The organism is Nonomuraea sp. NPDC059023 (genome assembly GCF_042740095.1).
Lineage (GTDB): Bacteria > Actinomycetota > Actinomycetes > Streptosporangiales > Streptosporangiaceae > Nonomuraea.
Window position 1 is genome coordinate 203,182 of the sequence record NZ_JBHYIO010000006.1, and the last position, 25,418, is coordinate 228,599.

General features: G+C 69.0%; 31 protein-coding genes. 15 read left to right on the forward strand and 16 right to left on the reverse strand.

Features of this window, described 5'->3' with window-relative positions:
• Positions 1 to 39: 39 nt before the first annotated feature.
• The 9 genes from ACFWYW_RS12925 to ACFWYW_RS12965 all read left to right on the forward strand — a co-directional run bounded on the left by ACFWYW_RS12925 (position 40) and on the right by ACFWYW_RS12965 (position 6,409).
• Positions 40 to 1,494, forward strand: a complete 1,455-nt coding sequence (locus ACFWYW_RS12925; protein ID WP_379609915.1) for an LCP family protein — start codon at positions 40 to 42, stop codon at positions 1,492 to 1,494.
• Positions 1,495 to 1,522: 28 nt separating this feature from the next.
• Positions 1,523 to 1,870 (forward strand): STAS domain-containing protein, encoded by a 348-nt coding sequence (locus tag ACFWYW_RS12930; protein ID WP_379609916.1) that lies wholly within the window; start codon positions 1,523 to 1,525, stop codon positions 1,868 to 1,870.
• 38 nt (positions 1,871 to 1,908) lie between these two features.
• The gene (locus ACFWYW_RS12935) at positions 1,909 to 2,739 is read left to right on the forward strand and encodes a GNAT family N-acetyltransferase (RefSeq protein WP_379609917.1); all 831 of its coding nucleotides are present in this window, start codon (positions 1,909 to 1,911) and stop codon (positions 2,737 to 2,739) included.
• On the forward strand, positions 2,736 to 3,575 hold the full coding sequence (locus ACFWYW_RS12940; protein WP_379609918.1) for an LLM class flavin-dependent oxidoreductase: 840 nt from the start codon (positions 2,736 to 2,738) through the stop codon (positions 3,573 to 3,575). The genes ACFWYW_RS12935 and ACFWYW_RS12940 overlap by 4 nt, the downstream gene beginning before the upstream one ends.
• A 76-nt stretch (positions 3,576 to 3,651) precedes the next feature.
• A complete protein-coding gene (locus ACFWYW_RS12945; RefSeq protein WP_379609919.1) occupies positions 3,652 to 4,371 on the forward strand; it encodes a hypothetical protein in 720 nt (239 codons plus the stop codon).
• A gap of 21 nt (positions 4,372 to 4,392) precedes the next feature.
• A complete protein-coding gene (locus ACFWYW_RS12950) occupies positions 4,393 to 4,950 on the forward strand; it encodes a TetR/AcrR family transcriptional regulator (protein WP_379609920.1) in 558 nt (185 codons plus the stop codon).
• The gene (locus tag ACFWYW_RS12955) at positions 4,947 to 5,474 is read left to right on the forward strand and encodes a hypothetical protein (protein WP_379609921.1); all 528 of its coding nucleotides are present in this window, start codon (positions 4,947 to 4,949) and stop codon (positions 5,472 to 5,474) included. The genes ACFWYW_RS12950 and ACFWYW_RS12955 overlap by 4 nt, the downstream gene beginning before the upstream one ends.
• Before the next feature lie 35 nt (positions 5,475 to 5,509).
• Positions 5,510 to 5,941, forward strand: coding sequence for a nitroreductase/quinone reductase family protein (locus ACFWYW_RS12960; RefSeq protein ID WP_379609922.1), 432 nt, complete (start codon positions 5,510 to 5,512; stop codon positions 5,939 to 5,941).
• Positions 5,942 to 5,977: 36 nt separating this feature from the next.
• Positions 5,978 to 6,409 (forward strand): hypothetical protein, encoded by a 432-nt coding sequence (locus tag ACFWYW_RS12965; RefSeq protein ID WP_379609923.1) that lies wholly within the window; start codon positions 5,978 to 5,980, stop codon positions 6,407 to 6,409.
• Between the two features lie 4 nt (positions 6,410 to 6,413).
• Here ACFWYW_RS12965 and ACFWYW_RS12970 read toward each other — a convergent pair whose 3' ends face one another.
• Positions 6,414 to 7,472 (reverse strand): thiamine-monophosphate kinase, encoded by a 1,059-nt coding sequence (locus ACFWYW_RS12970; protein WP_379609924.1) that lies wholly within the window; start codon positions 7,470 to 7,472, stop codon positions 6,414 to 6,416.
• A 24-nt stretch (positions 7,473 to 7,496) separates the two neighbouring features.
• Entirely contained in the window at positions 7,497 to 8,171 is a 675-nt protein-coding gene (locus tag ACFWYW_RS12975; protein ID WP_379609925.1) for an HIT family protein, read from the reverse strand.
• A gap of 159 nt (positions 8,172 to 8,330) precedes the next feature.
• On the opposite strand from ACFWYW_RS12975, the gene ACFWYW_RS12980 reads away from it, so the two are divergent.
• Positions 8,331 to 9,098 carry a hypothetical protein gene (locus ACFWYW_RS12980; RefSeq protein WP_379609926.1) on the forward strand — a complete coding sequence of 256 codons (768 nt, stop codon included), beginning with the start codon at positions 8,331 to 8,333 and terminating at the stop codon, positions 9,096 to 9,098.
• Complete coding sequence (locus ACFWYW_RS12985) at positions 9,091 to 9,714, forward strand: class I SAM-dependent methyltransferase (RefSeq protein ID WP_379609927.1); 624 nt, start codon at positions 9,091 to 9,093, stop codon at positions 9,712 to 9,714. The genes ACFWYW_RS12980 and ACFWYW_RS12985 overlap by 8 nt, the downstream gene beginning before the upstream one ends.
• 6 nt (positions 9,715 to 9,720) lie before the next feature.
• Here ACFWYW_RS12985 and ACFWYW_RS12990 read toward each other — a convergent pair whose 3' ends face one another.
• Together ACFWYW_RS12990 and ACFWYW_RS12995 are read right to left on the reverse strand one after the other, a co-directional pair.
• Entirely contained in the window at positions 9,721 to 10,143 is a 423-nt protein-coding gene (locus ACFWYW_RS12990; protein ID WP_379609928.1) for an HIT family protein, read from the reverse strand.
• 140 nt (positions 10,144 to 10,283) lie between these two features.
• Positions 10,284 to 11,447 carry an acyl-CoA dehydrogenase family protein gene (locus tag ACFWYW_RS12995; protein ID WP_379609929.1) on the reverse strand — a complete coding sequence of 388 codons (1,164 nt, stop codon included), beginning with the start codon at positions 11,445 to 11,447 and terminating at the stop codon, positions 10,284 to 10,286.
• Positions 11,448 to 11,571: 124 nt separating this feature from the next.
• On the opposite strand from ACFWYW_RS12995, the gene ACFWYW_RS13000 reads away from it, so the two are divergent.
• Positions 11,572 to 12,885 carry a UDP-glucose dehydrogenase family protein gene (locus tag ACFWYW_RS13000; RefSeq protein WP_379609930.1) on the forward strand — a complete coding sequence of 438 codons (1,314 nt, stop codon included), beginning with the start codon at positions 11,572 to 11,574 and terminating at the stop codon, positions 12,883 to 12,885.
• 159 nt (positions 12,886 to 13,044) lie between these two features.
• Here the strand turns inward: ACFWYW_RS13000 and ACFWYW_RS13005 are convergent, their stop codons facing one another.
• Positions 13,045 to 13,509, reverse strand: a complete 465-nt coding sequence (locus ACFWYW_RS13005) for a ribosomal protein L7/L12 (RefSeq protein WP_379609931.1) — start codon at positions 13,507 to 13,509, stop codon at positions 13,045 to 13,047.
• Between the two features lie 46 nt (positions 13,510 to 13,555).
• Positions 13,556 to 14,971: a serine hydrolase domain-containing protein gene (locus ACFWYW_RS13010; protein WP_379609932.1), complete on the reverse strand. Its 1,416-nt coding sequence runs from the start codon at positions 14,969 to 14,971 to the stop codon at positions 13,556 to 13,558.
• A gap of 77 nt (positions 14,972 to 15,048) precedes the next feature.
• Here ACFWYW_RS13010 and ACFWYW_RS13015 point away from each other — a divergent pair, with 77 nt between their 5' ends.
• Together ACFWYW_RS13015 and ACFWYW_RS13020 are read left to right on the forward strand one after the other, a co-directional pair.
• Positions 15,049 to 15,813: a TetR/AcrR family transcriptional regulator gene (locus ACFWYW_RS13015; protein ID WP_379609933.1), complete on the forward strand. Its 765-nt coding sequence runs from the start codon at positions 15,049 to 15,051 to the stop codon at positions 15,811 to 15,813.
• A gap of 78 nt (positions 15,814 to 15,891) precedes the next feature.
• A complete protein-coding gene (locus ACFWYW_RS13020) occupies positions 15,892 to 16,368 on the forward strand; it encodes a hypothetical protein (RefSeq protein WP_379609934.1) in 477 nt (158 codons plus the stop codon).
• A 5-nt stretch (positions 16,369 to 16,373) separates the two neighbouring features.
• On the opposite strand, the gene purE is transcribed toward ACFWYW_RS13020, so the two are convergent.
• From purE to ACFWYW_RS13035, 3 genes are read right to left on the reverse strand one after another with little or no spacing between them, the layout of a single operon-like run.
• Positions 16,374 to 16,868: a 5-(carboxyamino)imidazole ribonucleotide mutase gene (gene purE, locus ACFWYW_RS13025; protein ID WP_379609935.1), complete on the reverse strand. Its 495-nt coding sequence runs from the start codon at positions 16,866 to 16,868 to the stop codon at positions 16,374 to 16,376.
• Positions 16,865 to 18,019, reverse strand: coding sequence for a 5-(carboxyamino)imidazole ribonucleotide synthase (locus tag ACFWYW_RS13030; protein WP_379609936.1), 1,155 nt, complete (start codon positions 18,017 to 18,019; stop codon positions 16,865 to 16,867). Before ACFWYW_RS13030 ends, purE begins: the two co-directional genes overlap by 4 nt.
• A gap of 27 nt (positions 18,020 to 18,046) precedes the next feature.
• The gene (locus ACFWYW_RS13035; protein ID WP_379609937.1) at positions 18,047 to 18,991 is read right to left on the reverse strand and encodes a hypothetical protein; all 945 of its coding nucleotides are present in this window, start codon (positions 18,989 to 18,991) and stop codon (positions 18,047 to 18,049) included.
• Between the two features lie 232 nt (positions 18,992 to 19,223).
• Here ACFWYW_RS13035 and ACFWYW_RS13040 point away from each other — a divergent pair, with 232 nt between their 5' ends.
• Positions 19,224 to 19,697 (forward strand): GtrA family protein, encoded by a 474-nt coding sequence (locus ACFWYW_RS13040; protein WP_379609938.1) that lies wholly within the window; start codon positions 19,224 to 19,226, stop codon positions 19,695 to 19,697.
• 1 nt (position 19,698) lies between these two features.
• Here ACFWYW_RS13040 and ACFWYW_RS13045 read toward each other — a convergent pair whose 3' ends face one another.
• From ACFWYW_RS13045 to ACFWYW_RS13075, 7 genes are all read right to left on the reverse strand, one after another.
• On the reverse strand, positions 19,699 to 20,976 hold the full coding sequence (locus tag ACFWYW_RS13045) for an ATP-binding protein (RefSeq protein WP_379609939.1): 1,278 nt from the start codon (positions 20,974 to 20,976) through the stop codon (positions 19,699 to 19,701).
• A gap of 3 nt (positions 20,977 to 20,979) precedes the next feature.
• The gene (locus ACFWYW_RS13050; RefSeq protein WP_012888073.1) at positions 20,980 to 21,648 is read right to left on the reverse strand and encodes a response regulator transcription factor; all 669 of its coding nucleotides are present in this window, start codon (positions 21,646 to 21,648) and stop codon (positions 20,980 to 20,982) included.
• 244 nt (positions 21,649 to 21,892) lie between these two features.
• Entirely contained in the window at positions 21,893 to 22,375 is a 483-nt protein-coding gene (bfr, locus tag ACFWYW_RS13055; RefSeq protein WP_379609940.1) for a bacterioferritin, read from the reverse strand.
• A gap of 16 nt (positions 22,376 to 22,391) precedes the next feature.
• On the reverse strand, positions 22,392 to 22,568 hold the full coding sequence (locus ACFWYW_RS13060) for a bacterioferritin-associated ferredoxin (RefSeq protein WP_184957801.1): 177 nt from the start codon (positions 22,566 to 22,568) through the stop codon (positions 22,392 to 22,394).
• Between the two features lie 132 nt (positions 22,569 to 22,700).
• The gene (locus tag ACFWYW_RS13065) at positions 22,701 to 23,309 is read right to left on the reverse strand and encodes an MBL fold metallo-hydrolase (RefSeq protein WP_379609941.1); all 609 of its coding nucleotides are present in this window, start codon (positions 23,307 to 23,309) and stop codon (positions 22,701 to 22,703) included.
• Positions 23,310 to 23,340: 31 nt separating this feature from the next.
• The gene (locus ACFWYW_RS13070; protein WP_379609942.1) at positions 23,341 to 24,426 is read right to left on the reverse strand and encodes an S-(hydroxymethyl)mycothiol dehydrogenase; all 1,086 of its coding nucleotides are present in this window, start codon (positions 24,424 to 24,426) and stop codon (positions 23,341 to 23,343) included.
• A 16-nt stretch (positions 24,427 to 24,442) separates the two neighbouring features.
• Positions 24,443 to 25,417: an adenylate cyclase regulatory domain-containing protein gene (locus ACFWYW_RS13075; RefSeq protein ID WP_379609943.1), complete on the reverse strand. Its 975-nt coding sequence runs from the start codon at positions 25,415 to 25,417 to the stop codon at positions 24,443 to 24,445.
• Position 25,418: the final 1 nt, after the last annotated feature.

The window sequence follows — 25,418 nt, forward strand, 5'->3', positions numbered from 1 at the left end:
GAAAGCCAGATCCCTCCGGCAGGATAAAGGGGGCAGTGCATGGGCGGGCCGGGCGAGGAGGACGCGGGAGTGCATGTGGGCGGCGACGCCTACGGCGGCGTCAGGCTCGCGAGCGGCCGCAAGCGCAAGCCTCCCAAGAGCGCCAAGGCCCGGCGGCGCAACCTGCTGATCGCGGGGGCGCTGTCGACGGCGGTGCTGGTCGGCACCGGTGTGGTGTGGGCGACGCCGCGCCAGATCGCCGGGGTCGACGCCGGCATCACCGAGTCCGCACCCACGAGCGCCATGAACATCCTGCTGGTCGGCGTGGACAAGCGCGACAACCTCACCCGCCGCCAGCAGAACCAGCTGAAACTGGGCCGGGAGAGCGGCGAGCGCACCGACACGATGATGGTGATCCATCTGTCGGCCGACCACCGCAAGGTGACCGTGGTCAGCCTTCCCCGCGACACCTGGACCGAGATCCCCGGCAAGGGCCAGCACAAGATCAACTCCGCCTACCAGTTCGGCGGCGCGCCGTTGGCGGTCAAGGCGGTGCAGCAGGCGACCGGGCTGAAGATCCACCGCTACATCGAGGTCAACGTTCTCGGCTTCATCGACGTGGTCGACTCGCTCGGCGGCGTGACCGTGTGCACACCGGTGCCGATCAACGACCCCAAGACCGGGCTCAACCTCGCCGCCGGCACCCACGAGCTGGCCGGAACCCAGGCGCTCGGCTACGCGCGCACCCGCGCCACCGTCCGCTCCGACCTCGACCGCATCGACCGCCAGCAGCAGGTCATCTCGGCGCTGCTCAACAAGGCGCTCAGCGCCGGCACGCTGGGCAACCCGGCGCGGCTGGCCGCGTTCGTCAACTCCACGCTCAGAACCATCAAGATCGACCCGGACGACGGGCTGCTGGGGCTGGCCACGCAGATGCGCGACGTGTCGCTCGACGACGTGCGCTTCGCCACCGTCCCCCTGGCCAACCTCGACTTCAAGACGCCGACCGGCGAGTCGGCCGTGCTGTGGGAGAAGAACGCGGCCAAGGAGCTGTTCCGCCGCATCGCCGCCGACGAGGACCTCGCCAAGCCCACGCCCAAGCCGACGCCCAGCGCGACGCCGTCCGCCACGACGACCGTCCCGCCGGAGCGCATCTCGGTCAAGGTGCTCAACGGCACGTTGATCACCGGCCTGGGCGCGCGTACCAAGACCGCGCTGAAGGAGTCGGGCTTCCAGGTGCCGGGCGAGCCGGGCAACACGACGAAGAAGGACCACAAGAAGACGATCATCCGGTACGGCCCCGGCCGGGCCGACTCCGCGCGTACGGTGGCGGCGGCCATCCCCGGCGCCGAGCTGCGCGAGGCCGATATCCCGGGCATCGAAGTGGTCATCGGCGCGGACCAGCCGAAGATCAAGAAGCTCAAGCCGTCCGGCGATCCGAGCCCCAAGCCGAGCTCCACCGTGACCCCTACGACGAAGACCGCATCCCAGAACATCTGCCGGAAACAAGCATAAGAGCCAGCAATCCGGGCAGGTGACGGGCATGGAGGTCAGGTCCTGGCACGAGGAAGGCTGTACGGTCGTCCAAGCCCGTGGAGATCTGGACGTCTCCGGGGCGCCCCGTCTCAGCGAGGCCCTCGACGCGGTGTGGAGCGGCGCCGATCCTCCACATCTCGTGATCGACCTGACGCAGGTCCCGTTCTGCGACTCCGTCGGACTCGGCGTGCTCGTGGGCGCGCTCAACCACGTGCGGGAGATGTCGGGGCGGCTCGTCCTGGTCGTGGAACCCGGCATGATCACACACCTGCTCACCATCACCAACCTCGACCGGCACTTCGAGACCAGCGCCACCGTCACGGCCGCGCGCGCCACGATGACCACAGCGGCCTAAGCTCCCACTGACGTTCATTGTCCGTGGAGGCTTTCGCATTGTTCGATCAGTTCCCCGAGCCCGCGCGCTCCCAGCTCATCGCCGCCCATGACGAGGGCAAGGTCAGGCCCGAGTGGTGCTTCACCGACGGCGACGCTCGCGTGTGCTTCTGGGCCCCCTACCGGGGCGCAGAGCCGGTGATCACGTGGCACTTCTCCCCCGGCCCCGACCCGGCCACCGGCGCGGCGCTGCTACGGCGCGGCCTGGCCGGCGTCGGCATCACCAAGATCTTCCATGACATCGCCCTCTCCCCCGGGATGACCCCCACCGTGGACCGGCCGGTCGAGCACGACGCGCTGATGGGCGCCGGCTTCACGCTGGAGGTCGAGCGGGTGCGGCTGGAATGGCGCTCCGGCAGCGACATCCCCGCCGACTCCGGCCGGCTCACCTACCGCCCCGCCCGCAAGCACACCGAGCGCGAGGTGCTCGACGTGCTGGTACGCGTCTCCGAAGGCTCACTCGACCACGACACCCAGGTCGAGCTGGCCACCGCGGGCCCCGAGCACGAGGCCAGGTCCATGTACGACGACCTGATCAACCGCAAGGGCAAGCCCGACTGGTTCGTCATCGGCTACGCGGCCGAGGAGCCCGTCGGCCTGGTCGCCCCCGACGACCACTCCATCGCCTACATCGGCGTCGTACCCGAGCACCGCGGCAAGGGCTACGTCTCCGACCTGCTCGCCCAGGGCACCCGCACGCTCGCCGAGGCCGGGGTCGAGCGCATCGTGGCCGCCACCGACGTGGCCAACACCCCCACGTCCAACGCCTTCCTGCGGGCCGGGTACTCCGAGGTCGGCAGGCTGTTCCGCTACTACTGGAGGGCCCCGTGAGACTCGGCGTGATGTTCGACCGCGACCTGCCGCCCGAGCGGCTGGTCCCCTTCGCCCGCGAGCTCGACGCCACCGTCGTGGACGATCTGTGGGTCGTGGAGGACCTCGGCTGGACCGGCGGCATCTCCTCGGCCGCCACCGCCCTGGCCGCCACCTCGCGCTTGCGCGTCGGGCTCGGCATCGCGCCCGCGCCGCTGCGGAACCCGGCCCTGCTGGCGATGGAGTTCGGCAACCTGGCCAGGCTCCACCCCGGTCGCCTGGCCGCGGGGGTCGGGCACGGTGTCCAGGCGTGGATGCGGCAGGCCGGCGCGGCCGTACCGTCTCCGCTGGCTTTGCTGGAGGAGACGATCACGAGCGTGCGGGCGCTGCTGCGCGGAGAGAGCGTGGTCGTGGACGGCAAGGCCGTCCACCTCGACGGCGTCTCCCTCGTCCACCCGCCCGCCGAGCCGCCGCCCGTGCTGGCCGGGGTGCTGAACCCCAGGTCGCTCGCGCTGTCGGGGCGCGTGGCCGACGGGACGATCATCCCCGAGGGTTTCGGCGCGGCGCGGGTGCCGTGGGTGCGCGCGCGGATCGCCGCGGACGGGTCGCACGAGCTGGTCGCCTTCACTCACCTGTACGTCGGCGACGACGCCGAGCGGGTGGCGCGGCCGATCGTGGCCGAGTACAGCGAGTTCCTGAAGGTGGCGCCGAAGGAGGTGGCCATGGCGGTCGGCGGCGTCGAGCAGGCCGTGGCCCACATCCGGGCGCTGTGGTCGGCAGGCGTGGACACCGTCGTGCTGCGCCCGGTCGGCTCCTCCCCGCTGCGGCACGTGCACGAGGTTCTCAAGGCCCTGTGAATCTGGCCGTTCGGCCGATGCCGGGTCGGTCGCGCGGCCGATGGCGGGCGGCGGCGGCCGCGCGACGATCTCTTCCATGAGACGAATCGCGGTGATGGCCGCGGGCATCGCGCTCCTCGCGGGCTGCGGCGTGGAACTCGATGCGCCCGAGCAGCATTCGGCACAGACGTTCACCCACACCGGTGGCACGCTCACGATCAAGTCGTCGCTGGGCGGGCTCCGGGTCGAGAAGGGCTCGCCCGGAGCGGTCAAGGTCGACCGGTGGCTCAAGGGCAAGGCGGCCGAAGCCGGCAACTCCTCCTGGTCGCTGTCCGGGGACGTGCTGCGGCTCAGCGCCAACTGCAACATGGTCATGGGCGACTGCGGCGGGCGCTACCTGATCACGGTGCCGCCCGACATCAAGCTCGTGGTCGAGGGCAGCGACGGGGTGATCGCCACCGGCCTGTCGCAGGACGTCGACATCGCGGCGACGGAAACGATCCGCGTGATCGACATGGCCGGCGCCCTGCGCCTGCGGACCGAGGGCGCGGTCACCGGGGAGCGCCTGCGTTCGGGCCGGGTGCGCGTGCGCACCGACTTCGGCGCCATCCACCTGCAGTTCGCGGTACGGCCGGCGAACGTGGACGTCCTTTCCCGGGACGGCGGGGTGGTGACCTCGGTGCCCGACGGGGTGTACAAGGTGGTGGCCAAGAGCCAGGACGGCTCGGTCAGCACCAAGGTCAAGAAGGGCGACGGCCCGGACACGATCACGGCCAGAAGCGGAAGCGGCAACATCAAAGTCATTTACAGTGACTGACTGGTCAGTCATAATAGGCTCATGTCACCGAAACGAGTGGACAAGGCGGCCCGCAAGCAGGAGATCCTGGCCGCCGCCGTCCGCGTCTTCGCGCGCAAGGGCTTCGCCGCCTCGCGCATCGACGACGTCGCCGAGGAGGCCGGCATCGCCAAGGGCAGCGTCTACCTGTACTTCGACAGCCGCGACGCCCTCCTCGAAGCCGCCTTCTCCCAGTACACCGCCGACGCCGACGCCGTCCTCCGCCAAGCCCTGAACAGCACGGATCCGCCGCTGGAACGCCTGGGCCTGCTGGTCCGCGGCACCATCGACGTGATCGCCGGCGCGCCCGATCTGGCCAGAACCCTGCTCGACCTGTGGGCGACCGATCACATGCGCCCCGCGTACAAGGCCTACCGCGAGGCCATCGCCGAGCTGATCGGCCAGATCCGCCCCGGCCTCGGCCTGCCGCACGCCACCGTCATCGTCGGCGCCATCGAGGGCGTGGTGCTGCAGTGGCTCGTCGACCCCGAGGTACCGATCGCCGACCTGGCGGGACCCGTCCTGGAAGTCGTGGTCGAGGGCCTGAGGGAGCGCGCATGAGCACCCTCCGCACGCTCGACGAGCGCCTCATCGCCCCCGGCGCCACCCCGCGCGACCGCACCGTCGTCTACACCACCGCGGTGGCCGGCGCCGTTCTCGCCACCGCGCTCGCCTATGGCGCCGGGCTGTCCGCGCTGCCGCTCGTGCTGGTCGCGATCGTGGCCTTCGACCTGTACGGCGGGGCCGCCGTCAACGCCACCACCGCCGCCAAGCGGCACTTCCACCGGCCGGGCCGTACCTGGCGGCACCACGTCGGATTTGTCGCCATCCATGTGCAGCCGTTCCTGCTCGCCCTGGTCGTACCGGGATTCACATGGACCGCGGCCGCCGTCGTCTACGCGCTGGCCCTCGGGGGCGCCGTCATCACCGTCAGCGTGCCCGCGGACATACGGCGGCCGGTCGCCTTCGGCTGCACCGTGCTCGCGATCGGGCTGGCGCTGCCGCTGGCGATCCCGGCGGCGATCGGCTGGCTCGCGCCCGTGCTGTTCGTCAAGCTGCTGCTCGCCCACCTCCAACCGCTCTGAAGGAAATCCGAAGCCCCGGGGCGCACCATGACCGCATGACCGAGACCCCCGACAGCAGGGACCGATCCGTCGCCGAGCACGTCCGCCGCTACCTGGCGACGGACGGCCGGGACGGCTACATGGAAGGCGGCGTGACCAACCTCGTCCTGACGACCGTGGGCAGGAAGAGCGGGGTGCGGCGCCGTACCGGACTGTTCTTCGGACAGGACGGCGACACCTACGTGCTGGTCGCGTCGGGCAGCGCCTACGGCGCGCCGCTCCCGGACTGGTACCTGAACACGGTGGCGAACCCCGAGGTGGACGTCCAGATCCTCGCCGAGCGCTTCACAGCCCGCGCCAGAACCACCACCGGCGCCGAACGCGCCCGCTTGTGGGCGATGATGCTCGCCGTCGCCCCCGCGTACCGTCCCTATGCCGCCGCCGCGATCCAGGAGATCCCGATCGTGGTCCTTGAGCGCGTCCGATAGTCTCCGACCCCGATCGAGAGGACGGAGACCGAGGCCATGACCATGTCGAAGAAGGGCTCGCGACCGATCACCGTCGACGGCACCGGTTTCCGCTGGCAGCTCAGCCACCGGCCCGGCGACGACCGGGCCCCGCTGACCTTCGCCGTCGAGCGAGCCGAGAACCCCGGCAGCGTCCTGATGGTGTCACTCCCCTGCGGCCGCCCGGACAACCACGTGGGCGAACGCACCATAGCGGTCCGCCCTGTCTTGGTCGCCGGCTGCATCCGCCAGGCCGTGAAACAAGGCTGGAACGCCACTCAACGCGGCCCGGTCTTCACCCTCAAGCTCACCGAGGACGAACTCACCACCCACCTGGGCGAACCCCCCAAATACCTGATCCCTTTCCTCTGGGGCATGATCCCGGAAGGCGGCACCATCAAGGACCTCCCCCGAGCCACCCAGATCTGGACCCGAGACAACCAGGCCTGACCCTTCAGGTGGCGTGTCGCCAGGGGACGCCGGGAAGATCCTCGACCGTGCCGTCGGCGCGGCGCAGGCGGACTTCTCGCTCCTCGGTGGCGTAGCCGATGTCGAACAGCTGGAATCCCTGATCGGCGAAGAGCTTGGCGAGCCGCACCGCGTCGTCCTCCCCGACGGTGAAGACCAGTTGGAAGTCCACGGAGTCCCCCAGCACGGTCGAGGTGACCTCGCCCCCCGTGAGCGCGGCGACCTTGGCCACGATGTCGGCGACCGGCAGCTCCGCCTCCTCCACCACGAACCCCACCCCGCTGGCCGCCGCGAGCGACTGAACGCCCGCCTTCAGACCGTCGGAGGTGTCCTGGCAGCTCGTCACCACACCGCTCCTGCTGAGACAGCGCCCGTGCCCCACCAGCGCCCGCGGCCGCCGCCACGCGGAGATCAGCAGCTCCTCCTGCTCGGGCAACAGCCTGGTCGATCCGTCACCGCTGAAGTACCGCTGCGCCGACGCCGCGATCCCCGTCGGCCCGGTGACACAGAGACGATCACCCGGCCGGGCGCCACCCCGCAGGAGAGACCCTCCCTGCTCGACGATCCCCACGGCCGAGGCGGACAGAATGATCCTTTCCGCACTGCCGATGTCGCCGCCCACGTTCAGCGTGCCGACCTCGCGGCAGGCGTCCCTGATGCCCTCCATGACCACGGCGAAATCCGCGTCCGAGAGCGACTTGGGATACCTGATGACCGACAGGAGCGCGATCGGCAGAGCGCCCATGGCCGCGACATCACTGAGGTTGGCCATCGCCAGGTAATAGCCGATGTCGTAGTTCGACAGATGGCCCAGTTCATAGAGATGGAATTTCGGCCCGCGTACATAATCCGAGCCGAGAACAATTTCCATCGGCCCGTCCACCCGGAAGACCGCGCAGTCGTCCTGCGCGTCGGCGCCGGCGATGAGTTCGACCCTTGCGCCGCCAGGCAGTTCCTTTGTCCAGCCGGACTGCCCGATGAACATGGGACCGATGATGTTGGCCAGCCGTGTCGGCTCATCTGATGTGGTGCCGGCGTCCTGCATGAGATCACACCCTCAGTCGGCGTTTCACGGCAACGGAACGAGCCAGTCGGCCGTCTCTTCTATGGTCGCGCTGAGAAGATGCTTTCTGACGACGACCGCGTAATCCCATTCAGGAGCACCTATGCCGAGTAATCGCCCAGCCACTGAACGGAGATACTGTCGCGGCGTTGCCTGTGCCACACCGTACACCCGATGCGTGTCGCCGTCCCCGCAATAGAAGTACGGCAGGCCGGCCAGCCCGAGCCGCCGCAGACCGGCGATCCCGTCTATCGGGGTCGAGGCGAGCCCGTCCCGTTTCATCACCGCATCGACCTGCGCGAACCGTAGCGGCAACAGGTGAAGGTGAGCATGAGTGATACAGGCGGAGCCGTTCATCCTCTTTGTTGAACCATGCTCCATGATGACCGGTTCGCCAAAGCTCTTCTGGTACTGCGGAAGAATCTCGCCGAGCGCCTGCGTGACCGCTTCCGCGCATTCCGCCATCACCTCGCCGAAACTGACGTAGTGCCTATTGGAAACCAGCAGCAGGTGCCCATAGGTCAGCGGCGACATGTCGGCCAGCAGGCTGACCGTCGCGCCCTGGCTGACGACCCTTTCTGCGGGCCGCCCGCCATAGACGCGGCGAAAGGTGGTGTCCGCTGCCCCGCCGAGCTCCTGACAGAAGTCGGAGCCGACGCAGAACCCTGCTGGCTCAGGCACTGACCATCCCATCATCAATCCAGTCGGCACAATTCAACGACTGTCGGGCGACCGAAAAGCAGATCAAGTGCAGCTGACCGTTAGAGAATTGTCCGTTAATGTATAGTCTGCACGATACTGTTCGGCAAGTACGCGTCGTCGAGACAGGGTGATTTCCCGATGAAGCTGTCGGCGGCTCGCGCCTTGGACCGTGGAGTTATCCTCGCCGCGACGGTCACACTCGCCTGCAAGCAGTACGGATTTCCGTCCGCCGCCATCTGGAAGAACCTCGAAAGTGAATATTCGCACGTCCTGATCGGCCTGATTCTCATCGCCGGATTCTTCGGCGTGGCGACGCCCTTCGAGTCTTTCTCCCTACGCCTGCGCATCGAACGCCGCGTGGTCATGCGCCGGCACATACTCACGGCATTCGGGCAGCTGCTGGAGATCTGCCGGGCCATCAACCCGCCCAGTTCCGTGAGCGACCTCGGGCTGCATATCTGGCAGAAGAAGCGCACCGTGCAACATCCGCTTCGGGGAGAACTCACCCGCGTCGCCACCTATCGCCTCGGCTCGGCCCCGGCCACCAGGAAAATCCGTCCCACGCCTGGGGTCGGGGTGGTCGGACTGTGCTGGAAGCACGATCAGGAGACCAGCGTCAACGTGGAGGAACTCGCCCGGAATCTGACCGACAAAGCGGCGTTCGAAGCCTTCAAAGGGACGGCCGGCGTGGATGCCGTCATGGGATTCACGTGGGAGGAGTTCCAGCGTTACAACCATCGCGGTGCGGTCTTCTCCAGCCCGGTCAGAAATTCCCACTCAAAATTCATCGGTTGCGTGAGCATCGACGTCTCCCACGGATACCATGACGTGGACGTGCAGCGAGTCTGGCACGTGCTGAATTCACTGGGCTTCGTTCTCGGGCAGGACGGATTCGAAAATGCCTGATCTCCGCCGTGACATCACCCGCGCCACCTGCTCCACTTATGACGCCAATGCCGATGCCTATGGTGAGATTTCCGAGGACTACGGCCGGTTTCCCGGACTCCGGCAGGAGGTCGTCGGCTTCGCGGACCGCGCGCCGTACGGCCCACCCGTCCTCGACCTGGGATGCGGCGGCGGGCGCGACACCCGCCTGCTGGCGGCCCTGGGTCGCCGGGTGATCGCGGGCGACTACGCCGCTGGCATGCTCACCTGGGCGCGGAGCCGTTCGGCCGGTTCGTCGGGTTTCCTGCGGCTGGACGCGCTCTCGCTCCCTCTCCGCGACCGCTGTGTCGCGGGCGTGTGGGCTTCGGGTTCCCTCCTGCACCTGCCGCTGGCCTTGATGGGCGGGGCGCTGGCCGAGGCGTACCGGGTGCTGGTTCCGGGCGGGATCACCGTGATCAGCATGCGCGACGGCGAAGGTGAGGGCTGGCGGAACGGCGGATCGCTGGAGGGGGAACGCTGGTTCACGTTCGTCGGCCCGCAGACCTTCACCGGGTACATGGAGGCGGCGGGATTCTCCGATATCCGCGTCCGATTCTCGGGCCGCTCGGGATGGTATGTGGCGCTGGGTGAGCGATAGTTCCCGTTACGTCCAGGCGTCCGGGTCGCAGTTCGGGGCGGCCCTGCGGATGCCGCCCCTGGGGTCGTCGACGTCGCCGTGATGCCGGGGGATCAAGTGAATGTGCAGGTGATCAATGGTCCGGCCGGCGGCCTTTCCGTCGTTGATCCCGATCGTGTACGCCTCGGGGAAATGTTTGTCGTCGAGCAGGTCCTTCGCTTCGCGCATCAGCGCATAGGCACTGAGCATCTCTCGCTCATCGAGCTCGAAGAAGGACTCGACATGTCGTTTGGGTACGACCTCGACATGGCCGGGGTTGGCGGGGTAATTGTCGAACCGCGCATAGAACAACTCGTTCTCACACAGAGTTGTATTGAGCGAGGGGTCGTCCGGCTTACAGAAAATACAGTCGACATTAGCGCCGTCGCCTGAACTGTCCGCAATGAGCATTGCGTCCCCTGTCACCATAATATGCGCCATCGAGATATTTCGAACTGCCCACTACCGTACTGCTGACGCATACTGAGGGACGTCGATTCGGGGACTTTCACACCCGGTCCCCACGACGAGAGGACCGGGTGCGTCAATCGCTACTTGAGGAGTTGGCGGGCCATGACCATGCGCTGGATCTGGTTGGTGCCCTCGTAGATCTGGGTGATCTTGGCGTCGCGCATCATGCGCTCCACCGGGAACTCGCGCGTGTAGCCGTATCCGCCCAGCAGCTGGACGGCGTCCGTGGTGATCTCCATGGCGGCGTCCGAGGCGGCGCACTTGGCAGCGCTGGACAGGAAGGTCAGGTCCTTCTGGGGGGTGCCGTGCATGGCGAGTTCGGACTTGGCGGCCGCGTGGTAGGTGAGCTGCCTGGCGGCCTCCAGCTTCATCGCCATGTCGGCGAGCATGAACTGGACGCCCTGGAAGTCCCCGATCGGCTTGCCGAACTGCTTGCGGTCCTTGACGTAGCCCACGGCGAAGTCCAGGGCGCCCTGGGCGATGCCGAGCGCCTGGGCGGCGATGGTGATGCGGGTGTGGTCCAGGGTGGCCAGGGCGGTTTTGAAGCCGGTGCCGGGGTCGCCGATCATGCGGGACGCGGGGATGCGGACGTTGTCCAGGATGATCTGGCGGGTGGGCGAGGCCTTGATGCCGAGCTTCTTCTCCTTGGGACCGAAGGAGACGCCTTCGTCGGACTTTTCTACGACGAAGGCGGAGATGCCTCTTGCGCCTTCGCCGGGGGACGTTACAGCCATCACCGTGTAGTACTCGGAGACGCCGGCGTTGGTGATCCACATCTTGGCGCCGTTGAGGACGTAGTGGTCGCCGTCCGGCACGGCCTTGGTCTTCATGGCGGCGGCGTCAGAACCGGCCTCGGCCTCTGACAGGGCGTAGGAGAACATCGCCTCACCGGTGGCCACCGGGGCCAGGTAGCGCGACTTGAGGTCCTCCGACGCGGACAGGAGCAGGGGTACGGTGCCCAGCTTGTTGACCGCGGGGATCAGGGACGAGGACGCGCAGGCCCTGGCCACCTCCTCGATGACGATGACCGTGGCGAGGGCGTCGGCGCCGGCTCCGCCGTACTCCTCGGGCACGTGTACGGCGTGCAGGTCGGCCGCCACGAGCGCCTTGTAGACGTCCCAGGGAAATTCCTCGTTCTCGTCGGCCTCCGCCGCACGCGGGGCGATCTTCTCATCGGCCAGGGCGCGGACGGTCTCGCGAAGCATGTCGTGCTCTTCGGCCGGCGCGTAGAGAGGGAAGCTCATAGCACAAATACTAGGACGTCCGAGCAACTTGTTACCAGCGGGTACGGTTTGCCGGTTTATGCAGGTGGCACAGACGAGGTAGTGAGGGCCGGTAGCATGCCTGGCGATCGAAAGGAGCTCACTCGTGCCATATCGCCTCACGGTGATCGGGACCGGATACCTGGGTGTCACGCATGCCGCGTGCATGGCCGACCTCGGATTCGACGTCCTGGGCCTAGACATCGACGCGGACAAGATCCGCCGCCTCCAGAACGGTGAGCTACCCATCCACGAACCCGGGCTGGAACCCGTCCTGCGCCGCGGGCTCGAATCCGGCCGGCTGCGCTTCACGACCTCCTACGAGGAGGCCGGAGAGTTCGGCGACGTGCACTTCCTCGCCCTCGGCACGCCGCAGAAGCAGGGCGAGTACGCGGCCGACACCTCCTACCTCGACGCGGCCGTCGAGTCGCTGGCGCCGTACCTCACGCGGGACTGCCTGATCGTCGGCAAGTCGACCGTGCCCGTCGGCACCGCCGCCCGGCTGGCCGACAAGCTGGCCAGGCTCGCGCCGATCGGCGCCCAGGCGGAGCTGGCCTGGAACCCCGAGTTCTTGCGGGAGGGCCACGCCGTACAGGACACGATGCACCCCGACCGCATCGTCGTCGGCGTGCGCTCCGAGCGGGCCGAGAAGATCCTGCGCGAGGTTTACGAACCGCTGGGCGAAGTGCCCATGGTCGTCACCGACTTCGCCACCTCCGAGCTGGTCAAGGCCGCCGCGAACTCGTTCCTCGCCACCAAGATCTCCTTCATCAACGCGATGGCCGAGGTCTGCGAGGCGGCCCACGCGGACGTCCAGCAGCTGGCGACCGCGCTCTCCTACGACGACCGGATCGGCGGCAAGTTCCTCAACGCCGGGCTCGGGTTCGGCGGCGGCTGTCTGCCCAAGGACATCCGCGCGTTCATGGCCCGCGCGGGCGAGCTGGGCGCCGACCAGGCGCTGACGTTCCTGCGGGAGGTCGACGCGATCAACATGCGGCGCCGGGCCCGCATGGTGGACCTGGCGCGCGAACTGGCCGGCGGCTCGTTCCGCGGCTGCACGGTCGGCGTGCTGGGCGCCGCGTTCAAGCCCAACTCCGACGACATCCGCGACTCCCCCGCGCTCGACGTCGCGGCCACGATCGGCGAGCAGGGCGGCGCCGTCACCGTCTACGACCCGATCGCCCTCGACAACGCCCGCAAGGCCCACCCCGAGCTCAACTACGGCACCTCGGCCGTGGACGCCGTCCGTGGGGCGCATGTCGTCCTGTTGCTCACGGAATGGCAGGAGTTCGTGGACCTCGACCCCGAAGCCCTCGGCACGGTGGTCGCGGAGCGCAAGATCGTCGACGGCCGCAACGCCCTCAACGCCACTGCCTGGCGCGCCGCCGCCTGGCACTACCGCGCACTCGGCCGTCCCTGACTTCCCCTCTGTCCGTTACGGCCAGCCCCCGACCCACGCCACCCGCCGACGCGGGCTGACGCAGGTCGGGGGGATCGCTTCTCACGTCGGACGTGGTCCCCACCGCAACGGCCATCCATAGTCCACCTGGACCGGAAACCCCTGGCACGAGGCGTTGGTTCAGGTGGTCGTCAGGCTGGTGATGAAGCGTTCGGCCTCGTCCTCGCCCATTCCGGTTTCGCCGCGTACCAGGTAGATCGCCTGTTGGCGGTGGCCTTCCGCGACCAGGTTGCGGACCCGGCCCGCCAGGTCGCCCGTGGGGCGGCGGGACAGCGACGGGCGCATGCCGGCGAAGGCCGGGTGGTCGGTGAGCCTGCGGCGACCCGCGGCCACGTCCTCCACCAGGTCCTTGGCCTCCTTCAGGCCGAGGCGGGTGCGCTCACGGACGATTTTGATGGCCTGGATGGTCTTCCCCTCCCGCAGCAGGCGGAGGACCTCCTGCTCAATGTCCGCGGCCGAGTGGAGTGAGGGAGGCGGTGGTTTCTGTTCGCCCCGGCGCCGCCCGGCCAGCGTCACCAGGCTCACGCCCACCGCGGCCGCCACCACGCCGAGGATCAGCAGTATCTCCATCAGCCCGAGTCCCATGCCCCGCATGATATTCACGGCCGGACGCGATGACACCCTTCGGAGATCAGCTCGTGCGCCTGGGCGTGAATCGCAGGCCGGAGTGCAGTCCCGCCGGACGGCCGCCGGTGGCGGGGAGGGCGGCCAGCAGGGCTCCCCTGCCGATGACGCCGGAGAAGACGGACGCGTCCATGCCTTCCGGCGCGTAGAGGCCGGGGGCGAGGCTGCGGTAGGTGACCGGCGGGGCGGCGCCGGCCGGGACCCCGCAGGCCTCGTAGGTGGCGCGGTGGTCGTCGTCGTAGGGCTCGAAGTGGTTGGTGACGCGCAGCGCGTCGTCGTCGACCTCGACCACGACGCGGCTCTGGAACGAGCCGTACTCGCCGGCCAGCTCGGGACCGGGACGCTCGGGCGGGCCGCCGAAGGGCGGGGTCACCGCGCGCCCGGTCACCTCTTCGATCACGGCGATGTGCAACTGGTCCTGGAGCAGGACGTTGGCCGGGCCGGTGCCGAAGCTGGTGATGACCGTGTCGTACTCCGGCAGGATCGTGAAGGCCGAGTTGCCGCCCGGTGAGGTGCCGCCGTGGAAGGCGGCGGTGGTTCCGGCGATGGGCTCGAGCCACCAGCCGAGCCCGACGGGCGGCGCCTGCGGAATGCCCAGGTCGAAGGTCGGGGTCAGCATGGCCTTCACCGAATCGGCTTCAAGCACGCGGGTGCCGTTCTGGGCGATGCCGGCGTTCAGATGCATGCGGCCGAACGCGAGCATGTCCGCGACGGTGACGATCGGCGTCCCGCCCGCGGCCCCGATCGATTCGGGGACGCTGAACAGCGACGTCGCGCGCAGGGCCATCGTCTCCATGTCGAAGAAGGCGCCGACGGCCGTGCGGCGCAGGAACGCCTGGGTCTGGACGGCGGTGGCGTCCCGCATTCCGCACGGCTCGAACAGGTCGCGCCGGATCGCCACCTCGTACGGCAGGCCGGTCTGCTCCTCGATGATGCGACCGGCGAGCACGAATCCCGGGTTCGAGTAGTGAATGCACGTGCCCGGCTCGAACAGGACGTTCACGTTCCGCAGATGCTCCACGTAGTCCCGGTGAGCGTCCCTGCCGCGCACCGCGCTGGGCACGAGCCCGTCGGCGTCGATGCCGTTGGTGTGGTTGACCAGCATCCGCACGGTGATCCGGTCGGCCGCCGCCGGATCGCGCAGGCTGAACTCGGGCACGTACCGCCGCACCGGCGCGTCCAGGTCGACGGAGCCGCGCTCGACGAGCTGGAGCAGCATCGTCGTGGTGAGGACCTTGCCGACCGAGCCGAGCAGCCACGCGGTGTCCTCGGTGAACGGCTGGTCCGTGTTGAGGTTGGCGGTCCCCCGCGCGAGCGTGAGCCGCTCGCCGCCCACGGAGACGCCGATGACGGCACCCGCCACCGCGCCGCCGGCCAGCGTCTCCCGAAGCGTCTCGTCAAGACGCCGCCGAATCGATTCCATCGTTTCAGTCCCCCTAATCGTACACAGTACCAAGTCTTCGTACCTTGTACGATTAACGTATGGGTACGCTGTACGAGATGTCAACTCAGGACCAGAACCAGCCGCGGACGCCCCTCTGGGCCCGTCCCGGCCCCGCCGTGCGGCAACCCCGGTTCACGCGGGAGCAGATCGCGAAGGCGGCGATCGCGATCGCCGACGCGGAGGGGTTCGCGGCGCTGTCCATGCGGCGGCTCGCCGACGAGCTCGGCGCGGGCACGATGACCCTGTACCACTACGTGCCGAGCAAGCAGGACCTGCTCGCGCTGATGAACGACGAGATCCTGGGCGAGCTGGCCGGCCCCGACACGGGCCCCGGCACAGGGCCCGGCACCGGCTGGCGCGACGCCCTCGCCCGCTTCGGGCGGGGCCTGCGCGCGATCTCCGAGCACCGCCCCTGGGTGATCACGGTCCTGGGCAGCAAGGACATCGGCCCGAACGGCATGCGCGCCCTTGAGCGGGTCCTCGCCTCGCTGGCCGGCACGCCCTTCGACGCCGCGGAGAAGCTGGAGCTGATCGCGCTCATCAGCTATTACGTGGCCGGCTACACCACGCAGGCGGCCCCGGCCGAGCAACCCGGCGAGGAGTGGATCAACGGCGTCGCCGCCTTCGTCACCTCACGCCTGGAAACCGGGGAGTTCCCGCACATCCAGCAACTCCTGGACGGTGGTGACGCCGAAGCCTTCGTCCGCAGGCTGGACACGCAGACGGCCGGCGACGAACAGTTCGAACGCGGGCTTACCCGGATCCTCGACGGAATCGAGGCCGAGCTCGGACGACGTTGGCCCGCCCGCGACACTTCGTGATCTCATGGCAGGTGAGCCGATTCCTACGCGGAGGGCGATGCCGTGAAACCCGGTCCGATTCTCGCGATCGTCGCTGGAGTGCTCGTCAACGTCGGAGTGATCCTCGTCGTCGTCTACGCGATGGTGATCGGCGCCGCGTCCTCCAGGCTCCCCTGGAAGCCCGTCAGCGAGCCGTTCGCGTTGCGGCCGGTTCTCGACCTGCGGCCCGCGCCCTGCGCCGCCGGCTGGATCGCCGGCCAGGACAACACCGCCTGCTACCAGCTCGACCAGGCCACCGAGGTCACCGCCGAGAAGGCGACGGCGAGCTTCGGGCCGTCGGGGCAGTGGGTCATCCAGGTCACGCTGAACGAGGCCGACGGCCGCGAGTTCACGGCGCTGACGGAGAAGGTCCATCAGCTTCCGCAGCCGCGTAACCAGCTCGCGATCGTCATCGGCGGCAAGGTGATCAGCGCGCCGGCCGTCCTGGAGCCGATTCCCGGACGGGTGCTGGAGATCACCGGCGGGTTCGACAAGAAGACCGCCGAGGAACTGGCCGCGCGGCTGGGCGGCGGCTGAGCCGCCTAGGACAGCTCAGCGGCCTCGGCGCGCAGCTTCTCGCCCTTCGCGTACGCCTGCTGCTTCAGGTCCTCCTGGAAGGTCACCATGCGCTGCCTGAGCGTGTCGTCGGAGGTGGCCAGGATGCGGACGGCCAGCAGCCCGGCGTTGCGGGCGCCGCCGATCGCGACCGTGGCGACCGGCACCCCGGCCGGCATCTGGACGATGGACAGCAGGGAGTCCATGCCGTCCAGGTACTTCAGCGGCACCGGCACCCCGATCACCGGCAGCGGGGTCACCGAGGCGAGCATCCCGGGCAGGTGGGCCGCGCCGCCGGCGCCGGCGATGATGACGCGGATGCCGCGGGCGTCGGCCTGCCGGCCGTACTCGATCATCTCGGTGGGCATGCGGTGCGCGGAGACCACGTCGGCCTCGAAGGGGACGTCGAACTCCGCGACCGCCTCGGCGGCCGCCTTCATCACGGGCCAGTCGGAGTCGCTGCCCATCACGATGCCGATCATGTGTACTCCCCTGTCGTGAGGTGGACGGCGGCGTGGCGGGCGCGGGCCCGTACCTCGTCGAGGTCCTTGCCGAGGGCGGTCACGTGACCGATCTTGCGGCCGGGACGCACGTCCTTGCCGTAGAAGTGGACCTTGACGGCGGGGTCGTGGGCCATCACGTGTTCGTAGCGTCTGAAGAGGTCGGGGTCGTCGCCGCCGAGCAGGTTGGCCATGACCACGTACGGCGCGGTCATGGCCGGCGAGCCGAGCGGCAGGTCGAGGACGGCGCGCAGGTGCTGCTCGAACTGTGAGGTCAGCGCGCCCTCGATGGTCCAGTGGCCGCTGTTGTGGGGGCGCATGGCCAGCTCGTTGACGACCAGGCCGTGCTCGGTCTCGAACATCTCGACGGCCAGCAGGCCGGTCACGCCCAGCTCGTGGGCGATCTTCAGGGCGATGCGCTGGGCCTGGGCGGCGTCCTCCGGGTCGAGCATCGGGGCGGGAGCGATGACCTCGACGCAGATGCCGTCCTCCTGGACGGTCTCCACCACGGGATAGCTGACGCCCTGGCCGTGGGGCGAGCGGGCCACCAGCACGGCCAGTTCCCGCTCGAACGGCACGAAGGCCTCGGCCATCAGCGGAATCCCGCTCTGGAACGCCTCTCTGACCTGGGTGGCGTCCCGGCACACCCAGACGCCGCGCCCGTCGTAGCCGCCCCTGACCGCCTTGAGCACGACCGGCCAGCCGTGCTCGGCGGCGAACCGCTCGACCTCACCCGGGTCGGCCACCCGCGACCACGCGGGGCACGGTGCGCCGATCTCGGTGAGCCGCTCGCGCATGACCGCTTTGTCCTGCGCGTGCACGAGCGCGTCAGCACCAGGGTGTACGGCGTGCCCGTCTGCGGCCAGTTCCCTGATGTGCTCGGTGGGCACGTGCTCGTGGTCGAAGGTGATCGCGTCACAGCCCTTGGCGAACTCGCGCAGCTCGCTCAGGTCGCGGTAGTCACCGACGCGGGTGTCGACGATCACGCGGGCCGCGCTCTCGTCGAGCGCGTTGGCCAGTACGCGCAGTTCGACACCGAGCGCGATCGCGGGCTGCTGCGTCATCCTGGCCAGCTGACCGGCGCCGACGACACCGACGACCGGCCCGATGGGGCGGTAAGAGGGGCTGCTCACGTGCCCAGAGCATACCGTCGCCCACCGTCACGGCCGTACGTCGGCCAGGTCCCTGCGCGATCCCACGGTCCGTACCTTGTTGTCGGGCGTCAGCTCGCTGACCAGGCTGACGATCTCGACGGCGCTCAGCCTGTCCAGGCCGCTCTTGCCGGTGAAGGCGCGCAGGTCGGCCTTGCCGTACAGGGGATGGGCGTCGCCGCGCTGGTGGAAGGTCAGCCGCAGCGTGTGGAAGACCAGCATCGACCCGCCGGCCGTCCCGATCGTGCGCGGCGTGTCGAGGAGTTCCACGTCGACGGTCAGCCGGTCGGGACGCACCCGGGCGGGCTTGGCGGCGAGCTCGTCGCGCAGCTTGCGCACCGGGTCCGCCTCGGGGAAGCGCACTCCCGACAGCCCGGCGGGGTCGGTGAGGAACGTCAGGTGACGTTGCGGCACGAGCCGAGCCCGCCGCACGATGGCCGGATCAGGCGCGCCACCCGAAGAGCCACCCGGAGTGGCGCCGGGCGGGGTGGCGCCGGGTGGAGTGGTGTCGGGTGGGTTGCCGGTGATGGGGACGGGGCCGAAGCCGAGGCGCCACCCGTCGCCCGCGTGGACGAAGACGAAGTAGGCGGGCTCCGGCTCGGTGGCCAGGGCGGCGAACCATCCGCCCTCCTCCGGCAGCAGGAAGGCCGGTTCGGAGTAGGCCGTGCGGGCCGGAGCTGGGCGGCCGTTCCGGGTCGCCGCGCAGGCACGGCCGCCCAGCGTCTTCTCCACCCAGGTGGTCGCGGCGACCACGGCGGCGCAGTCGCGCTCGCGCCACGCCTCGTCGAGGCCGGCGAGCGAGGCGAAGGTCCGCGCGGCGGTGGCCTCGTCGATCCGCTGGGCGGTGGACGGTGTTTCCGAGGGCAGGCCGGCGGCCGGCGGAGGACTCGTGCCGCCACAACCGGCCGTCGCCATGGACAGGCCGGCGAGCAGGGCGATCAGTTGACGCGGCAAGGAGGAGTCCCTGAGGTCATGGCCGTCCGGGGTCATGTCCCCGAGCTGAACCGCACACTAGTGCCCCAGAAATGCAAATACCCGTCATAGGACGATATTTGTAGACCCCTAATTTGGTGCGTGGTTGATGATTCATGTTGAGGCTAGGGGTTCGCCCCCGGACCTGGACCGGTACCCTGGGAGCGACGTTGCCGGATATGCGCAGTGGATCGGAAAGGACCGAGGACGAGACGTGGAGTTTGTGAAGCGCCTCTACCAGCGGTTCGCCACCCTGGTTCACGAGCTGGCCAAGTTCGGCACGATCGGCGCGCTCGCCTTCGTCGTCGACGTCGTCGCCCTCAACCTGTTCCGGCAGGGCTTCGGCCCGCTGACCTCGCTGCTGTTCGCCACGATCATCTCCACCACGTTCGCCTACGCGGGCAACCGCTGGTGGACCTTCCGGCACCGCGAGCAGAGCGGCCTCGGCCGCGAATACTTCCTGTTCTTCATGTTCAACGGCATCGCGCTGCTGATCAGGTTGCTGGTGATGGGCTTCACCACGTACACGCTGGGCCTGCACGACCTGCTGAGCTACAACATCGCCAACGTCATCGGCGTCGGCCTCGGCACCCTGTTCCGCTTCTGGTCCTACAAGCGCTGGGTGTTCCTGGAGGCCACGGAGCCGATCCCCGCCGAGCTGCCCGAGGTCGAGACCCGGCAGCGGTAGCTCAGGCGGGGCCGGTCACCACCCGGCTCGGGCGCTTCTCCTCCGCCGGGCGCAGGAACAACGAGAACACCGCGGGGCGGCGCCGTACGAGCTCCAGCCTTCCGCCGTCGGCGGCGGCCAGCGCGCGGGCGAGCGTCAGCCCGAGACCGGTTCCGCCACCCCCGCTGACGTTGCGCTCGAACACCCGGCCGGCCAGGTCGTCGGCGATGCCGGGGCCCTCGTCGGCCACCTCGATGACCACGTAGTTGTCGCTGCGGCTGGTCGAGACCTTGACGGTGCCGCCGCCGTGACGCAGGGAGTTCTCCAGGAGTGAGGCGACGACCTGGCCGAGCCCGCCGGTGGTGCCCAACGCCTCCAGGCCACGCTCGCCTTCGAGCAGCAGGTCGCGCCCGCTGCCGCGGAAGACCGGCGCCCACTCGGTGACCTGCTGGACGAGCACGTCGTCCACGGTGATGGGCTCGGCCTGGGAGTGGCGCTGCCTGCGGGCGGCGGCGAGCAGTTCGTCGATCACCGCGGTGAGCCGCTCGGCCTGCACGATGGCGGCGTCACCCTCCTCGCGCACGACCTCGGGGTGGTCGGCCGCGGCCACGATCTCTTCCAAGCGCATGGTCAGCCCGGTCAGGGGCGTGCGGAGCTGGTGGGAGGCGTCGGTGGCGAACTCCCGCTCGCGGGTGAGCAGGTCGGAGATCCGGGTGGCGCTGCGGTCGAGGACCTCCGCCACCCGGTCGAGTTCGGGTATGCCGTACCGGTGTTTGCTGGGCCGGGCGTCACCTGAGCCCAGCCGTTCGGCGATCTTGGCAAGGTCCTGGAGGGGGAGCGTCAACCTGCGGGACTGGACGATGGCCAGCCCCACGGCGACGGCCAGAGCCGCGACGGCCAGAGCCACGATGAGCAGCAGGCGTGCGCGCACGTCCTGCTCCACCTGGTCCTTGTCGCGGCTCACCCGGACGTAGATGCCGCTTTCCGACTGGGCGTCCTCCGTCATCTGGTGACCGGACGGCGGCGGCGCGCCGACGATGGTCGCCTTGGGGGGGTTGCCCCGCTCGTAGATCTGGATATATCGCTCTGGATACTTCTGCTCCAGCTGCTGGGGGTCGAGAGGCGTGTCCTGGATGCGAGCGTATTCGACCTCACCCACCAGCCGCGTCGCCTCCGCCCTGAGCTCCTGGGAAGCCTCGTCGACGATCAGGCGGCTGACCACGAGGCCCAAGGGGACCCCGAGTAGCAGAACCGCGATGACGGCGACGAGCAGGGTGGAGGAGAGCAGGCGGCGGCGCATCGCCTACTCGCGTTCGAAGCGGAAGCCGACTCCCCGGACGGTGGTGATGTATCGGGGCTTGGCGGCGTCGTCGCCCAGCTTGCGGCGCAGCCAGGAGATGTGCATGTCGAGGGTCTTGGTGGAACCCCACCAGTTGGTGTCCCAGACCTCCCGCATGATCTGCTCCCGGGTGACGACCTTTCCGGCGTCACGCACCAGTACACGCAGCAGGTCGAACTCCTTGGTGGTCAGGTGCAGTTCCTTGTCGCCCATCCAGGCTCGGCGGGAGTCGGCGTCGATGCGGACGCCCTGCACGACCGGGGTCTCCGAGGTGCCGCGGCGCAGCAGCGCCCGCACCCTGGCCAGCAGCTCCGCCAGGCGGAACGGCTTGGTGACGTAGTCGTCGGCGCCGGCGTCGAGTCCGACGACGGTGTCCACCTCGTCGACGCGTGCGGTCAGGATCAGCACCGGCGTGCCGTGGCCTTCGGCCCGGATCCGGCGAGCGACCTCCAAGCCGTCCATTTCCGGTAGTCCGAGATCGAGAACTATGAGATCGATGCCGCCCGACAGGGCCCTCTCCAGGGCCTGCGGGCCGTCGGGACTCACCTCAACCTGATAACCCTCGCGACGCAGGGCGCGCGCGAGCGGCTCGGAGATCGAGGTGTCATCCTCGGCGAGAAGTACGCAGGTCATGAAGCGATCGTAGGACCTTAGGCGATCGTTTCCCGGGCACAGCGCGCGGTTTGACTTGTCGTTGACCTATCCATTGACCTGGGCAAACGATGATATACGTTGGTTATTGGCGATTTACCCACCCGGCCAAACACCCCCATGCTCCTCTCCGCCCAACCAGCCTGTGTGTCATCGGCGTGTCGCAGCTTCGCCGTACGAGAAGAGAAACGCCCGCCGGAACCCCGGCGGGCGCTTGGTGAATCCTCTAGCTGGCGGACGGCGGCTCCGCGTAGCGGGCGAGGTAAAGCTGCTCGCCCAGCGACTGGATCAGAGCGAGCTCCGTCTCCAGGTAGTCGATGTGGTGCTCCTCGTCGGCGAGGATGTCCTCGAAGACGCGCGCGGAGGTCGCGTCACCCTTTTCCCGCATGAGCAGGATCGCCGGCCGAAGCCGCTTCACCACCGACAACTCGACGTCCAGGTCCGCCTTGAGCTGCTCTTCGACCGTCTGCCCGATGTGCAGCGTGCCCAGCCGCTGGTAGTTGGGCAGGCCCTCCAGGAAGAGGATGCGGTCGGTAAGGCGCTCGGCGTGCCGCATCTCGTCGATCGACTCGGCGCGCGTGTGCTCGGCGAGCTTGGTGTAACCCCAGTTCTCCTGCATTTTGGCGTGCAGGAAATACTGGTTGATCGCGGTGAGCTCGGCGGTGAGCTGCTCATTGAGCAGCTCGATGATCTGCTTGTCGCCCTGCATGGACGGGCCCCTCGTGCTAAGCGGTCGTCAGTTCTTCAGACCGCTTCAGGATCGCACAGATCTTACGCACGCAAGATGCACAGTCGCCGCCGGCGCCTGTGGTGTCGCGGATCTGCCGCACACTCTTGGCGCCGGACGCGATGCAGTCGTGGACCTCATTTTCGGTCACAGCACGACAAACGCATACGTACATCCGGGGGCAGCCTCTCGCAGGACATAAGGTTAGGCACGCCTAAGATACCTCACTTCGGTAAGGCTTGCCTATGTTAGGTGTGCCACACGGACACTACCTACCAGAGAGGACATTCCCCCTAGGGGGTATGTTTCAGTGACCCCGCTTGATCCACTCCTCCAGATGCGGGGCCTCAGCGCCGATCGAGGTCGAGTCGCCGTGGCCGGTGTGGACGCGGGTTTCCGCAGGTAGCGTCAGCAACCGCTCCTTGATCGACTCGACGATCGTCTCGAAGGAGGAGTACGACCTGCCGGTCGCGCCAGGACCTCCGTTGAAGAGCGTGTCGCCGCTGAACAGCGCGGTGAGCTCGGGCGCGTAGAGGCAGACCGCTCCCGGCGAGTGGCCGGGGGTGTGGATCACCCGCAGCTCGATCCCGCCGACCTCAAGCTTGTCGCCGTCGCTCAACGGCTCGTACGTCACGGAGTCGCCGTAGACCTGCTCCCACAGCACCTGGTCGGCCGGATGCAGCATGATCGGCGCGTTCAGCTCGGCCGCGGCGTTGATGTGGTCGTTGTGGGCATGCGTGCAGACGATCGCCTTGATCCGCCGGCCGCCCACGCGCTCGGCGATGGCCGCCGCGGAGTGCGCCGCGTCGATGACGATCACCTCGCGGGCGTCGCCGACCAGCCAGACGTTGTTGTCGACCTCCCAGGTCCCGCCGTCCAGCGAGAACGTCCCCGAAGTGATCACTTTGTCGATCATGCGTTGTCTCCTAGGCAGGCGGGCGGAACGGTCACAGCACCACCACCGACCGCAGCACCTCACCACGGTGCATCTTGGCGAACGCCTCCTCCACCTGGTCCAGCGCGATCTCCTCCGAGACGAACTTGTCCAGGGGCAGCCGGTTCTGCAGGAACAGGTCGACGAGCATGGGGAAGTCACGGGAGGGCAGGCAGTCGCCGTACCAGGAGGACTTGAGCGCGCCGCCGCGGCCGAAGACGTCGAGCAGCGGCAGTTCCAGCGTCATCTCCGGCGTCGGCACGCCGACCAGCACGACGGTGCCGGCCAGGTCGCGGGCGTAGAAGGCCTGCTTGTAGGTCTCGGGACGGCCGACGGCCTCGATCACGACGTCGGCGCCGTTGCCGCCGGTCAGCTCGCGGATCGCCTCGACGGGGTCCTGCGAGCGGGAGTTGACGGTGTGGGTGGCGCCGAAGCCCTTGGCCCACTCCAGCTTGCGGTCGTCCACGTCAACGGCGATGATCGTCCCCGCTCCGGCCAGCGAGGAGCCCAGGACGGCCGCGTCACCGACGCCGCCGCAGCCGATCACGGCCACGCTGTCGCCCCTGCCGACGCCGCCGGTGTTGATCGCGGCGCCGATGCCGGCCATGACGCCACAGCCAAGCAGCCCGGCCACCTGTGCGGGCGCCTCGGCCGAGACCTTGGTGCACTGACCGGCGGCGACCAGCGTCTTCTGCAGGAACGCGCCGATGCCCAGGGCGGGCGAAAGTTCGGTGCCGTCGGCCAGCGTCATCTTCTGCTTGGCGTTGTGGGTGGCGAAGCAGTACCAGGGGCGGCCGCGCAGGCAGGCGCGGCACTGGCCGCACACCGCGCGCCAGTTGAGGATCACGAAGTCGCCCGGCTCCAGCCCGGTGACGCCCTCGCCGACCGCCTCGACGGTGCCGGCGGCCTCGTGCCCGAGCAGGAACGGGAAGTCGTCGTTGATGCCGCCCTCCCGGTAGTGGAGGTCGGTGTGGCAGACACCGCACGCCTGCACGTTCACCACCGCCTCGCCGGGACCCGGATCCGGCACCAGCACGGTCTCGACGGAAACTTCCTGGCCCTTGCCTCTGGCGATGACGCCACTGACTTCGTACGGCATGCCAGTCATCTTGCTTTCAAGAGGAAGATCTTCGCAAGACATAGGGCTGCACCACGCCGAGCCCCCGAGCAGGGCGACGCCGGATCCTGAGTACGTCAAGGCCCGGCTGCCCGGCGAGCTCGGCGGCCAGGCCCGCGTCCACGACGATCGTGCCGGGCCGGGCAATGGCGGTGAGGCGGGCGGCGAGGTTCACGGTGGTGCCGAAGACGTCGCCCATCATCTGCAGCACCGGCCCGTAGGCCAGGCCGATGCGCAGTTCGTCCGCCTCGGCCAGCTCAAGCGCGATCCGCGCGGCCACCCCCGCGGACGGCGCGCTGAACAGCACCTCGTCGCCGAGCGTCTTGACCAGCCGGGCGCCGTGGGCGGCCACCACGTCAGCCGCCCGCGCCTCGAAGCCCTCCACCAGCGCCGCGAGCTGCCGTTCGTCGAGGTCGCGGGCGCGCCGGGTGAAGGAGACCAGGTCGGCGAAGCCCACCGCGATGTTGACCTTGGCCCGCTCGGTCTCTTCGCTGATGTCGGCCAGCGCGAGCATCCTGGTGCCCGCGGCGGCCAGCTGCGCCCGCCAGACGTGCACGAGCACGTACTCGAAGTCGGGCAGCAGGTTCTGGGCGGTCTCCAGCACCGCCGCCAGCTCGCTGTCGCTCGCCTCGGCGTCCTGGGGCAGCATCGCGCCGACCATGATCTCGGCCTGCCACTGCGCCAGCCTGGCGGTGGTACGGCCGAGCGCGCGGGTCATGCGCAGCACGGTCTGCTCGTCGAGCAGGCCGCTGTCCAGCATGGTGCGCACCCGCCCGAGCGCGGCCACGTCGGCGTCGCTGAAGGCCACCGCGTCGTCGGACAGCGTGGCGAAGCCGAGCGCGCGCCAGATCCGCTCGGCCAGCTCCTGGGAGACCCCCGACTTGGCCGCCACCTCGGCGCGCGTGTAGCGGGCGGGCGTGCCGACCAGCAGCCGCTCGATCTCCTCGGCCGTGGGCCGGCCCGGTGTCTCCACG

What these genes read in the sequence shown, in the direction of transcription:
- ACFWYW_RS12960 (WP_379609922.1), top strand. Translation starts at nt 5,510, where the DNA reads ATGACCGAGACCCCCGACAGCAGGGACCGATCCGTCGCCGAGCACGTC.
- ACFWYW_RS12955 (WP_379609921.1), top strand. Translation starts at nt 4,947, where the DNA reads ATGAGCACCCTCCGCACGCTCGACGAGCGCCTCATCGCCCCCGGCGCC.
- ACFWYW_RS13045 (WP_379609939.1), bottom strand. Translation starts at nt 20,976, where the DNA reads ATGCGCCGCCGCCTGCTCTCCTCCACCCTGCTCGTCGCCGTCATCGCG.
- ACFWYW_RS12930 (WP_379609916.1), top strand. Translation starts at nt 1,523, where the DNA reads ATGGAGGTCAGGTCCTGGCACGAGGAAGGCTGTACGGTCGTCCAAGCC.
- ACFWYW_RS13005 (WP_379609931.1), bottom strand. Translation starts at nt 13,509, where the DNA reads ATGGGACTCGGGCTGATGGAGATACTGCTGATCCTCGGCGTGGTGGCG.
- ACFWYW_RS12925 (WP_379609915.1), top strand. Translation starts at nt 40, where the DNA reads ATGGGCGGGCCGGGCGAGGAGGACGCGGGAGTGCATGTGGGCGGCGAC.
- ACFWYW_RS13070 (WP_379609942.1), bottom strand. Translation starts at nt 24,426, where the DNA reads ATGCCGTACGAAGTCAGTGGCGTCATCGCCAGAGGCAAGGGCCAGGAA.
- bfr (WP_379609940.1), bottom strand. Translation starts at nt 22,375, where the DNA reads ATGCAGGGCGACAAGCAGATCATCGAGCTGCTCAATGAGCAGCTCACC.
- ACFWYW_RS13065 (WP_379609941.1), bottom strand. Translation starts at nt 23,309, where the DNA reads ATGATCGACAAAGTGATCACTTCGGGGACGTTCTCGCTGGACGGCGGG.
- ACFWYW_RS12980 (WP_379609926.1), top strand. Translation starts at nt 8,331, where the DNA reads ATGAAGCTGTCGGCGGCTCGCGCCTTGGACCGTGGAGTTATCCTCGCC.
- ACFWYW_RS12995 (WP_379609929.1), bottom strand. Translation starts at nt 11,447, where the DNA reads ATGAGCTTCCCTCTCTACGCGCCGGCCGAAGAGCACGACATGCTTCGC.
- purE (WP_379609935.1), bottom strand. Translation starts at nt 16,868, where the DNA reads ATGATCGGCATCGTGATGGGCAGCGACTCCGACTGGCCCGTGATGAAG.
- ACFWYW_RS12945 (WP_379609919.1), top strand. Translation starts at nt 3,652, where the DNA reads ATGAGACGAATCGCGGTGATGGCCGCGGGCATCGCGCTCCTCGCGGGC.
- ACFWYW_RS13050 (WP_012888073.1), bottom strand. Translation starts at nt 21,648, where the DNA reads ATGACCTGCGTACTTCTCGCCGAGGATGACACCTCGATCTCCGAGCCG.
- ACFWYW_RS13010 (WP_379609932.1), bottom strand. Translation starts at nt 14,971, where the DNA reads ATGGAATCGATTCGGCGGCGTCTTGACGAGACGCTTCGGGAGACGCTG.
- ACFWYW_RS13060 (WP_184957801.1), bottom strand. Translation starts at nt 22,568, where the DNA reads ATGTACGTATGCGTTTGTCGTGCTGTGACCGAAAATGAGGTCCACGAC.
- ACFWYW_RS12965 (WP_379609923.1), top strand. Translation starts at nt 5,978, where the DNA reads ATGACCATGTCGAAGAAGGGCTCGCGACCGATCACCGTCGACGGCACC.
- ACFWYW_RS13015 (WP_379609933.1), top strand. Translation starts at nt 15,049, where the DNA reads ATGTCAACTCAGGACCAGAACCAGCCGCGGACGCCCCTCTGGGCCCGT.
- ACFWYW_RS12950 (WP_379609920.1), top strand. Translation starts at nt 4,393, where the DNA reads ATGTCACCGAAACGAGTGGACAAGGCGGCCCGCAAGCAGGAGATCCTG.
- ACFWYW_RS12970 (WP_379609924.1), bottom strand. Translation starts at nt 7,472, where the DNA reads ATGCAGGACGCCGGCACCACATCAGATGAGCCGACACGGCTGGCCAAC.
- ACFWYW_RS12990 (WP_379609928.1), bottom strand. Translation starts at nt 10,143, where the DNA reads ATGCTCATTGCGGACAGTTCAGGCGACGGCGCTAATGTCGACTGTATT.
- ACFWYW_RS12985 (WP_379609927.1), top strand. Translation starts at nt 9,091, where the DNA reads ATGCCTGATCTCCGCCGTGACATCACCCGCGCCACCTGCTCCACTTAT.